This is a genomic window from Roseicyclus sp., assembly GCF_052168335.1.
GTDB lineage: Bacteria > Pseudomonadota > Alphaproteobacteria > Rhodobacterales > Rhodobacteraceae > Roseibacterium.
The window spans coordinates 1-10,145 of sequence record NZ_JBQLZP010000026.1 but is presented as its reverse complement, the minus strand read 5'-3'; the positions used below and the strand labels follow the sequence as shown (position 1 = coordinate 10,145).

Genomic DNA, 10,145 nt, shown 5'->3' with positions numbered 1-10,145 from the left:
CACCACGAACGAGGCGCGCGACGTCTGGTTCGTCGGCTTCTCCTCGACCATCGTGGCGGGCTGCTACATCGGCTACGACCAGCCCCGCAGCCTCGGGCGCGGCGCCTCGGGCGGCGGCATGTGCGGACCGGTCTTCGCCGAGTTCATGCGCGAGGCCGTGCGCGAATACGGCGGCGCACCCTTCGCGGTGCCGCCGGGCGGGACGTTCTACCCGATCGACCGCTATTCCGGCGCGCGCCTGCCCGACGGCAGCACCGGCGAGCACGTGGTCTACGAGCTCTTCCGCGACGGCGAGGCGCCCTTCGAGGGGCTGCTCGCGGTCATCGACGGCGGCTGGGGCATGGGCTCGGACCTGCCGATGTTCGGGCGCGGCGAGGGCGACGTGGACGCCGAGTTCGTCCAGCCGGGCGCGGCGACGGGTCCGCGCGCGGAGACGACGGTGCGCACCTCCACGGGCGATGCGGCGCGGGTGCCCACGGGCACGGGCTTCGGCACGCTCTCGGCGGGCGGGCTCTACTGACGGGGAGGCAGGCCGGGGAAGGTCCGCCTTGAGGGGCGGGCCGGGATTGTCTATCTCTCCCGCACCGCAAGACGAGGCAGCACGATGCGCGCAGAGACGCAATCCAACATCGAGAAGATCCGGAGGTCGCTGACGCTCCTGGGGCAGCGCATGGGGCTCGAGACCGCGCAGCACCGGCTGGAGGAGTTCAACGCCCGCGTCGAGGACCCCAACCTCTGGAACGACCCCGAGAAGGCGCAGAAGCTGATGCGCGAGCGGCAGATCCTCGTCGACCAGATCGGCACCTACGAGGCGATCAAGACGGGGCTCAGCGACAATGTCGAGCTGATCGAGCTCGGCGAGGCCGAGGACGACGCCGAGGTCGTGGCCGAGGCCGAGGCGGCGCTGGCCGACCTGGTGAAGACCGCCGCCGCCAAGGAGCTCGAGGCGCTGCTCGACGGCGAGGCCGACACCAACGACACCTTCCTCGAGGTGAACGCCGGCGCCGGCGGCACCGAGAGCTGCGATTGGGCGGGGATGCTGGCGCGGATGTACACGCGCTGGGCCGAGAAGCACGGCTACGAGGTCGAGCTGCAGTCCGTCAGTTACGGCGAGGAGGCGGGCATCAAGTCCGCCGTCTACAAGATCACCGGCCACAACGCCTACGGCTGGCTCAAGTCGGAATCGGGCGTGCACCGGCTGGTGCGGATCAGCCCCTACGACAGCGCGGCGCGGCGGCACACGTCCTTCTCCTCGGTCTGGGTCTACCCGGTCGTGGACGACAACATCGAGATCGAGGTGAACCCCTCGGAGATCCGGATCGACACCTACCGCTCGAGCGGTGCGGGCGGGCAGCACGTCAACACGACCGACTCCGCCGTGCGGATCACGCACCTGCCCACGGGGATCGTTGTGACCTCCTCGGAGAAGTCGCAGCACCAGAACCGCGACATCGCCATGAAGGCGCTGAAGTCGCGGCTCTACCAGATGGAGCTGGAGAAGCGCACCGCCTCGATCCAGGAGGCGCACGAGGCCAAGGGCGAGGCGGGCTGGGGCAACCAGATCCGCTCCTACGTGCTGCAGCCCTACCAGATGGTGAAGGACCTCCGGACGAACTACGAGACCTCGGACACGCAGGGCGTGCTCGACGGCGATCTCGACGGGCTGATGGCCGCGACGCTCGCCATGAACGCCAGCGGCAAGAGCCGCTCGGAGGCCCGCGCCGTCTGAGGGGGCGGCGCCCGTCCGGGGCCGGGAGCCCCGCCCGGGCGCCCCGCGCGTGCCGCGCGATGATGCGTATTTGAAGAAAGATGAAGGGGCGGGGCGTGGAGCTGATCGGGCGGGGCGCGCGGGCGCTGGGGGGCATGATCGCGCGGGGCGAGGTCTCGCCCGTGGAGGTGATGCGCGAGACGCTGGAGCGGATCGGCGCGGTCAACGGCAAGGTCAACGCGATCGTCTCGCTGCGCGACCGCGAGCGGCTGATGGGCGAGGCGCGGCTGATGGAGGCCGGGTTGCGTGGCGGGGGGCCGCGCGGCTGGCTGCATGGCGTGCCCTTCGCGGTCAAGGACCTGGTGGACGTCAAGGGACTGCCGACGACGAGCGGCGCGCCCTTCCTCGCCGGGGCCGTCGCGGCGGCGGACGCGCCCGTGGTGGCCCGGCTGAAGGCGGCGGGCGCCATCGTCATCGGCAAGACGAACGTGCCGATGTTCGGGCTCGGCTCGCATTCGACGAACCCGGTCTTCGGGGTGACGCGCAACCCCGCGGACCTCTCGCGCACGGCGGGCGGTTCCTCGGGCGGGGCGGCGGCGGCGCTCGCCACGGGGATGCTGGCGGTGGCGGACGGGTCGGACATGATGGGCTCGCTGAGGAACCCGGCCGCCTGGTGCGACGTCTACGGGTTCCGGCCGACCGTGGGCCTCGTCCCGAAGGACGACGGGGCGGCGGCCTTCTCCCACAGGCTCTCGACGCTCGGGCCGATGGCGCGGGAGGCGGGGGATCTCGCGCCGCTTCTCGCCACGATGGCGGGCGGCGGGTTCGGCGGCGGCGGCCCGGCGCCCGCGCGGCCGCGCATCGGCTGGCTCGGCGACTGGGGCGGGGCCTACGCGATGGAGGCGGGCATTCTCGCCCATGCCGAGGGCGCGCTCGGCCGGATGCAGGCGGCGGGCTGGGAGGTGGAGCCGGTGGCGCCGCCGCTGCCGCGCGAGGTGCTCTGGGAGAGCTGGACGGAACTGCGCAGCTTCGCCGTGGCGCAGGACCTGGGCGTCCACTACCGCGACGAGGCGCGGCGGAGCGGGCTGAACGCGCAGGCGGCCTGGGAGGTGGAGCGGGGCTTCGCCATCACCGGGGCGCGGGTCGAGCGGGCGGTGGCGCAGAGGGGCCAGTGGCTCGCGGCGCTCGAGGCGCTCTTCGCGCGCTACGACGCGCTGGCGCTGCCCGCGACGCAGGTCTGGCCCTTCCCCGCCGGGTGGGACTGGCCGCGCGAGATCGCCGGGCAGGGGATGGACACCTATCACCGCTGGATGGAGGTTGTCGTGCCAGCCTCGCTGGCCGGGCTGCCGGCGCTCGGGCTGCCGGCGGGAACCGGCGCGACCGGGCTGCCGGGGGGCGTGCAGCTCTTCGGGCGGGCGGGGTCGGATGCGGCGATGCTGGCGCTCGCCGAGGCCTGGGAGGCGGTGCAGGGGCCGCGCCCCCTGCGCCTCTGACGGACCGCTTGCCCGGGGGCCGGTGCCTCCGCTAGGCTCGGGGCCGGGGAGGAACCGGCCATGCGGGCACGGCCATGAGCGATGCATCCGAGGGGCATGTCGCGCCGTCCCGGGTGCCCGAGATCCGGGAGATGGCGCTGTCCGACATCGTCGCGGCGCTGCGCCTGGGGCTGCGGGACTTCCTCCGCAAGCCGATGATGGGGCTCTTCTTCGCCAATGTCTGCGTCATGGGGGGGTGGATCATCTACCTCCTCCTGTTCTCCTTCCATATGGAGTGGCTGGCGATCCCGCTGACCTTCGGCTTTCCGCTGATCGGGCCGTTCATGGCGGTGGGGATCTACGAGGTCTCGCGCCGGCTCGAAGCGGGACAGCGGGAGTGGCGGCGGAACGAGATCTTCGGCGTGATCTGGCGGCAGCGGGCGCGGCAGCTGCCGCTCATGTCCTGGGTGATCATCGTCTACTACCTCTTCTGGTCGTTCTTCGCGCACATGCTCTTCGCGCTGTTCATGGGGCCGTCTTTCCTGACCAACGTGACCTCGTCCTATGCCTACCTGCTCCAGCCCGAGGGCTTGCGGATGCTGCTGGTGGGCACGGCCTTCGGGGCGGTCTTCGCCTTCGTGCTCTTCGCGCTGACGGTGGTGTCGCTGCCGCTCCTCCTCGAGAAGGAGCTCGACTTCGTCACGGCGATGATCACCTCGGTCGCGGTGGTGAAGCGTAACCCCGTCGTCATGCTGGCCTGGGCGGCGGTGATCGCGGGGCTGACCTTCGCGGGGATGGCGCCGTTCCTCTTCGGGCTCTACCTCGTGCTGCCGGTGCTCGGGCACGCGACCTGGCACATCTACCGTCGCGCGCTGATCCCGCTCGACTGACGCCCGAAACGGAAGAAGCCGGGCGAGGGGCCCGGCTTCGGTGTCTTCTGTCGCGCGATGGGCGGTCTCAGTCCTCGGAGGACTTCGCCGCCATCGAGCCTGCCGCCATCGGGCGGGCCATGCCCGGCGCGCCGGGGCGGGGCTGGCCGCTGGAGAACGAGGCGCGGCCGCCCGAGCTGTCGCTGCCCGAAAGCGGGTCCTCGGCGCGCTGGACGGAGCCCTCGAAATGGGCGCCCGACTCGATCGCGATCGTCTTGTGGATGATGTCGCCCTCGACGCGAGCGGTGGAGGTCAGGCGCACCTTGAGGCCGCGAACCCGGCCCGTGACCTTGCCCGTCACCACGATGTCGTCCGCGACGATCTCGCCCTCGATGTTGGCGCTCTCGCCGACGGTCAGGAGGTGCGCGCGGATGTCGCCCTGCACCGTGCCCTCGACGTTCACGTCGCCGGTCGTGCGCAGGTTGCCCACGATGGTCAGGTCCGAGCCGAGCACCGAGGGGCTCTGCTTGGGCTTGCCGGGCTGGGTGGAAGGCTTGTTCATGGAATCTCCGGAAGTGGTGGAGCCGGACGATGCCGCGCCCCCGGCGCCCTGCGCGTCGCCCTCGGCGCCGCCCTGCTTGGGCCCGGGTTCGTTGATCTTGGATTTAGAAAACATCGCGTCCTGCCGTGATGAAGGTCATGGGGTTCACGGGATCGCCGTTGCGCCGCACTTCGTAATGAAGATGGGTGCCCGTGGACCGTCCCGTGTTGCCCATATCACCGATGCGATCCCCGCGCGAGACCCTTTCACCCTCGCTGACGTGCAGCCTGGACATGTGGGCGTAGCGGGTGGTGATTCCGAAGGGGTGCTGGATCTCGACCATCAGGCCGTAACCGCTTTGGCGGCCGGCGAAAATCACCGTTCCGTCGCCGCCCGCATGGATCGGCGTTCCGCGCGGTCCGGCGAAGTCGGTGCCGGCGTGAAGCCGCCGACCGCCGTTGATCGGATCGCGCCGGTAGCCGAAGCCGGAGGTAAGGCGGAAGTTCGAGCGGACGGGCATCGAGAAGGGCAGCTGCTCGGCCGCGATCCGGTAGAGGTTCAGCTCGTCGAGCGCGGCCAGGACCTCGTTGGCGCGGAGCGACATGGCGTCGGGTTCCTCGCCGCGGGTGGACATGGTGATCGGCATGAGCGGCCCGCCCTGGCCGGAATAGGTCGAGCGCACCTGGCCGATGATCTGGTCGGTGGCGAGGCCCGCGGCGCGGAACATCTCGTCCAGCGGCTCCATCGACATGGCGACGGCGTCCTCGATCTGGCGGAAGACGCGCTCCTGCCGCTCGGCGGCGAGGGCGGCGGCGAAGTTCAGCTCTTCGACCTCGCTCTGGGCCTCGGCCATGCGCGTCAGGCTCTCGTCGCGCTGGACGGCCGTGTCCTCGAGCGCGCCGGTCAGATAGGCCAGCGTCCGCGCAAGTTCCCGCTCGCGCGAGGCGGCGGTCTGGGTCGTGCCGGTCTCGGCCTGGAGTTCCTGCTGGAGGGTGGCGAGCTCGGTCTGCACGGCGTCGCGCTGGCGGCGGATGTCGCGGAGGCTGAGCTGGATCACGTCGATCGCGGTCTCGAGCTCGCGGCGACGCTCCTCGCTCTCCAGCAGGCGCGTCTGCATGAGCGAGACCTGGTCCATGGCGAGCGCGAAGCGTTCCTGGGCGAGGCGCGCCTCGGCGGCGCGGGCGTCGCGGGCGAGCTCCAGCTCGCTCAGCCGCTCCTGCACGCGCAGGTCCTCAAGCTGGGCCTGCTCGCGCGCGTTGCCCGCCGAGATCGTGTCGAGAAGGAAGATCGACGTGACGATGATCGTCCAGCCGACGAAGAGACCCATTCCGGCGATCAGCGCCGCCTGCGTCCCCGGGCGGAGGCGGAGGAACCGCGTGCCCTCGTCCGATTTCAGGAACAGCCGTTGTTCCGGCAGGTGCCGCTCGAGCATCGCGTGGATGCGGGTCGTCAGCCGTGATGTCACTGTCAGCGCCTCGTGGTCCCCAGTTTTTCTTTATTCCGCACCTTGGTCCCGTGATCCATTCCGGCCTCTGCGCCTCTTGTCCTGGGCGCCTGCGGACCGGACTCCGGCGGTATATGGCACGATCAAGCCTGCAAAGGGGATAAGACAGCAGACCTTTCGCCTCAACACACTACGCCTTCGCCACGGGTCTGAAAGCCTTCTGAAACAGTTTTGAGCGGGATTTCGCCGATGCGGCGCGCCGCATCGGAACCTTTCCGCGCATCGGCGCGTCCTATCGCGTCGGGATCAGCGGCGGGCCGCGTCGGCGAGCGGCCAGTAGAAGTCGGGCGGAAGGCCCGCCTCGGCCCGTTTCTCCTCGTTGAAGGGCGGCTTCAGCGCGCCGTGGAAATGGCGGCGCACGAGGTCGTGGAAGGCGTCCTTCGGGTCGATGTCGTGCCGCCCGCAGAGGAAGTGGAACCACTTCGCGCCGTAGGCGACGTGATGGACCTCCTCCGAGTAGATGACCTCGAGCGCGGCGACGGCCCGTCCGGCGGCGGGCTCGTCCACCGCGGCGCGGAAGATGTCGATCATGCCGGGCGTCACGTCGAGGCCGCGGGCCTCCAGAACCATGGGCACGACGGCGAGGCGCGCCATCAGGTCGTGCGCCGTGTCCTCGGCCGCGCGCCACATGCCGGCGTGGGCCGCGAGGCTGCCATAGGGGCAGTCCATCGCCTCGAGCACGTCGCAGACGAGGTTGAAATGCTTCGATTCCTCGTCGGCCGCCTTCACCCAGTCGTCGAAGAAGCCGATGGGCATGGGCACATGGGCGAAGCGCGCGATGACGTCCCAGTGGAGGTCGACGGCGTTCAGCTCGATATGGGCGACCGCGTGCAGGATCGCGCGCCGGCCGTGGGGCGAGCCGGGCCGCCGCCGGGGCACGTCGCGGGGGTCGAGAAGCTCGGGCCGTTCGGGGCGCGCGGGCCGGTCGGGCGGGGTCGCGCGGCCGATGGGCGGGGTCTCGCCCCGGGCGCGCGCCGCCTGCCATGTCGCGGCGTGGGCGCGCGACAGCGCGGTCTTCGCGCGGCCGTCCGCGGTGCGCAGCACGGCCTCGGCCATCTCGGCGAGGGGGAGCATCCCGGTCATCGTCGAACCCTCGGCCCTCCGGGCGGTGTCGGAGGGCCCGTTGCGCCTCAGAGCGCGCGCGCGGCCTCGAGAACCTCCTCGGCGTGGCCGGGGACCTTCACCTTTTCCCAGGCACGCGCGATCTTGCCGTCGGCGTCGATCAGGAAGGTCGAGCGCTCGATCCCCATGTATTTCTTGCCGTACATGCTCTTCTCCGCCCAGACGCCGTAGCGCTCGCAGACGTCGGAGGCCTCGTCGGAAGCGAGGATCACGCCCAGCGAATGCTTGGCCACGAACTTGTCGTGCTTGGCGACGCTGTCCTTGGAGACGCCGATGACGACCGCCCCCGCCGCCTCGAAGTCGGGGCCGAGGCCGGTGAACTCGATCGCCTCCTTCGTGCAGCCCGAGGTGTCGTCCTTGGGGTAGAAGTAGAGCACGACCTTCCGCGGGCGCAGCGCGGACAGGGTGATCTCGCCGCCGCCGTCGCGGGGCAGGGTGAAATCCGGGGCCATGTCGCCTACGTTCGGCATCGAAGCTTCTCCTTCGCTCTCATCCGGGGTGCGGGCCGTTTGGCGGGACCGCCGCGGCCGCGTTTGCAAGCTAGAAGGTTTGGCGCGAGAATAAAGGGCACAAGAGCAGGAGGCAGGCGACCGTCGATCGATGGAGCACGCGCCGGGGACCATCGAGGGCAGCGAGCCCGTTCCGCGCGCCGCGGAGGTGCGGGGCGGGACGCGTCGCAGGCGCGTCCTGCGCGGCGTCCTGTGCGTGGCGCTGGTGCTCTTCTTCCTGCTCGTCGTCCCGGCGTGGGCCATGTGGTTCCGGCTCACGACCGCGCCCTTCGCGTTGCCCGAGGCCGTCGCCGCCCGGATCGAGGCGCGGCTCGACGCGGGCATGGCCGCGAGCGGCCTCTCGATCGGCCAGATGGTCGTGGACCTGCCCGAGGGCGGGCGGGCGCCCGTGCTCGAGTTCCGCGACGTGCGCCTCTACGACCCCAACGGCGCGCCGCGCGCGGCCTTTCCGGCGGTGCGCGTGCAGCTCGAGGCCGCGCCGCTCCTGTCGGGGCAGGTGCGCCCGCGGCGGGTCGAGATCGCGGGCGCGGGCCTCCGGCTCTCGCGCGACGGGGAGGGGCGGCTCGACCTCGACCTCTCGGGCGCCGCCGGGCCCGCCACCGTCACGCTGCCCGACACGATGGCGCGGCTCGACGCGATGTTCGCGGCCCCCGTCTTCGCCGGATTGCAGGAGGTGACGGCGAGCGGCCTCCAGCTCTCCATGGCCGACGAGATGACCGGCCAGATCATCCGCATCGAGGACGCCGCCGCCCGCCTGACCCGGAGCGGCGGGCGCCTCGCGCTGACGGTCGGCGGCGCGCTCTCGGGCAGCCGCGAGACGCTGGTGGACATCGCCGTCCTGCGGAGCGGGGCCGAGAACCAGACCGAGATCGCCGCGGTCTTCCGCGACCTCGCCGCGCGCGACCTCGCGACGGCCAGCCCCGCGCTGGCCTGGCTCGACCTGATGCGCGCGCCGATCTCGGGGCGGCTCGCGCTCAGGCTCGCCGACGACGGGACGGTGGGCGATCTCGAGGCGCGGCTCGACATCGGGCCGGGGCGCGTCCGGCTGGCCGAGGACGAGACGCCGCTCGGCTTCGAGCGGTTGCAGGCGGACCTCGCCTACGACCCCGGGACGCGGCGCATCGCCTTCTCGCGCTTCGGCGTCGATGCCCCGGCGCTGCGGTTCGCGGGGCAGGGCCATGCCGACGTGTCGGAGGACGGCACCGTCTTCGTCAGCCAGTTCGGCCTCTCGGGGATCGAGCTGCTTCCGGGCGATCTCTACGACGCGCCGCTGTCTCTCGACGGGGCCAGCGTCGACATGCGCCTGACGCTGGCGCCGACCATCCGCATCGACCTCGGCGAGGCCGCTGTCATGGACGGCGACGTGACGCTCCGCGCGCGCGGCACGGCCGAGGCCGGGGCCGAGGGGTTGGCCCTGTCGCTCGACGCCTCGGTGGCGGAGGTCGGGGTGGCCGACATCCTGTCCTACTGGCCGGTCGCCGCCATCCCCGAGACGCGGCGCTGGATCGCGGAGAACATCGAGACGGGCCGGGCGGTCGGAGCGGACTTCGCGCTCCGGGCCATGCCGGGCGGGCCGGTCCGCCGCCACCTCCAGCTCGGCTTCGAGGATCTCGCGATGCGCCCCCTGCGCGAGGGGCCGCCCGTGCGGGACGCGGCGGGCTATGTCGAGCTTGCGGGCGAGCGGCTCGTGGTGCGGATGGATCGCGGCACGATGGAGGCGCCGGGCGGCGGCGGCGTCGCGGTCGGCGGCACGACGATGGTGGTCGAGGACACGTCCGTGCGCGGGGCGGAGGCGGCGCTGAGCATCGCGGTGGAGGGCGCGCTGACCGACGTGCTCGGCGTGCTCGACGGCCCGCCCTTCCGCGTGTTCCGCGACGGCGACCTCACGCCCGGACGCCTCGGCACGGGCGCGGTCGCGCTGACGGCCGAGCTGCGCCCGCGCCTGATCCGACGCGACACGCCCGCGACGCTGGAGGAGCTGGGGCTGACCGCGCGCGCTGTGGTGACGGGCTTCGCCTCGGACACGCTGGTGCCGGAGCGGAGCCTCGCGGCGGATCGGCTGGAGGTCGCGCTCGTCCCGGACCGCATCAGCATCGGCGGAACCGCGTCCTTCGAGGGCGTTCCCGCCACCGGCACCTGGACCCGACCGCTCGGCCCCGACGCGCCGCGCGCCTCGACGCTGGAGGCGACGGCCCCGATCGACCGCGCGACACTCGCACGGCTCGGCGTGGAGCTGCCGGACTGGCTTCTCTCCGGTCGGGGGCAGACGGACCTCCGGCTCGACCTGGCCGACGGGGAGGCGGCGCGCCTGACGGCGACGAGCGACCTCGCGGGCCTCGCGCTGTCGGTCCCCGCGCTCGGCTGGCGGGCGGGCGGGGGCGCGACCGGGCAGCTCCCCGCCGAGAGGCGCCTCGGCCCCG

General features: G+C 72.1%; 8 protein-coding genes and 1 pseudogene. 5 read left to right on the top strand and 4 right to left on the bottom strand.

Translation table 11 applies throughout. The annotated features are described in order from the left end of the window. The 4 genes and pseudogenes from ACTS11_RS00925 to ACTS11_RS00910 form a co-directional block, all read left to right on the top strand. Window positions 1–520, top strand: a pseudogene (locus tag ACTS11_RS00925) (penicillin-binding protein); the annotation flags it as partial. An 84-nt stretch (window positions 521–604) separates the two neighbouring features. Further along, window positions 605–1,729, top strand: coding sequence for a peptide chain release factor 2 (prfB, locus tag ACTS11_RS00920; RefSeq protein WP_442638476.1), 1,125 nt, complete (start codon window positions 605–607; stop codon window positions 1,727–1,729). An 80-nt stretch (window positions 1,730–1,809) separates the two neighbouring features. Further along, the gene (locus ACTS11_RS00915) at window positions 1,810–3,201 is read left to right on the top strand and encodes an amidase family protein (protein WP_442638475.1); all 1,392 of its coding nucleotides are present in this window, start codon (window positions 1,810–1,812) and stop codon (window positions 3,199–3,201) included. A 74-nt stretch (window positions 3,202–3,275) separates the two neighbouring features. Continuing rightward, entirely contained in the window at window positions 3,276–4,070 is a 795-nt protein-coding gene (locus ACTS11_RS00910; RefSeq protein WP_442638474.1) for a DUF2189 domain-containing protein, read from the top strand. A 67-nt stretch (window positions 4,071–4,137) separates the two neighbouring features. On the opposite strand, the gene ACTS11_RS00905 is transcribed toward ACTS11_RS00910, so the two are convergent. The 4 genes from ACTS11_RS00905 to ACTS11_RS00890 form a co-directional block, all read right to left on the bottom strand. Further along, window positions 4,138–4,725 carry a bactofilin family protein gene (locus ACTS11_RS00905; RefSeq protein WP_442638473.1) on the bottom strand — a complete coding sequence of 196 codons (588 nt, stop codon included), beginning with the start codon at window positions 4,723–4,725 and terminating at the stop codon, window positions 4,138–4,140. Then, window positions 4,715–6,055 (bottom strand): DUF5930 domain-containing protein, encoded by a 1,341-nt coding sequence (locus tag ACTS11_RS00900; RefSeq protein WP_442638472.1) that lies wholly within the window; start codon window positions 6,053–6,055, stop codon window positions 4,715–4,717. Before ACTS11_RS00900 ends, ACTS11_RS00905 begins: the two co-directional genes overlap by 11 nt. Window positions 6,056–6,340: 285 nt before the next feature. Beyond that, entirely contained in the window at window positions 6,341–7,168 is an 828-nt protein-coding gene (locus tag ACTS11_RS00895) for a ferritin-like domain-containing protein (protein WP_442638477.1), read from the bottom strand. A 56-nt stretch (window positions 7,169–7,224) separates the two neighbouring features. After that, a complete protein-coding gene (locus ACTS11_RS00890) occupies window positions 7,225–7,686 on the bottom strand; it encodes a peroxiredoxin (RefSeq protein ID WP_442638471.1) in 462 nt (153 codons plus the stop codon). Between the two features lie 130 nt (window positions 7,687–7,816). Between ACTS11_RS00890 and ACTS11_RS00885 the strand changes: the two genes are divergently transcribed. Further along, the coding region (locus ACTS11_RS00885; RefSeq protein ID WP_442638470.1) for a hypothetical protein at window positions 7,817–10,145 on the top strand (2,329 nt) is incomplete at its 3' end.

Excerpts from the sequence above, each read along its gene's own strand:
- prfB (WP_442638476.1), top strand. The coding sequence starts at position 605 with ATGCGCGCAGAGACGCAATCCAACATCGAGAAGATCCGGAGGTCGCTG.
- ACTS11_RS00915 (WP_442638475.1), top strand. The coding sequence starts at position 1,810 with ATGAAGGGGCGGGGCGTGGAGCTGATCGGGCGGGGCGCGCGGGCGCTG.
- ACTS11_RS00910 (WP_442638474.1), top strand. The coding sequence starts at position 3,276 with ATGAGCGATGCATCCGAGGGGCATGTCGCGCCGTCCCGGGTGCCCGAG.
- ACTS11_RS00905 (WP_442638473.1), bottom strand. The coding sequence starts at position 4,725 with ATGTTTTCTAAATCCAAGATCAACGAACCCGGGCCCAAGCAGGGCGGC.
- ACTS11_RS00895 (WP_442638477.1), bottom strand. The coding sequence starts at position 7,168 with ATGCTCCCCCTCGCCGAGATGGCCGAGGCCGTGCTGCGCACCGCGGAC.
- ACTS11_RS00890 (WP_442638471.1), bottom strand. The coding sequence starts at position 7,686 with ATGCCGAACGTAGGCGACATGGCCCCGGATTTCACCCTGCCCCGCGAC.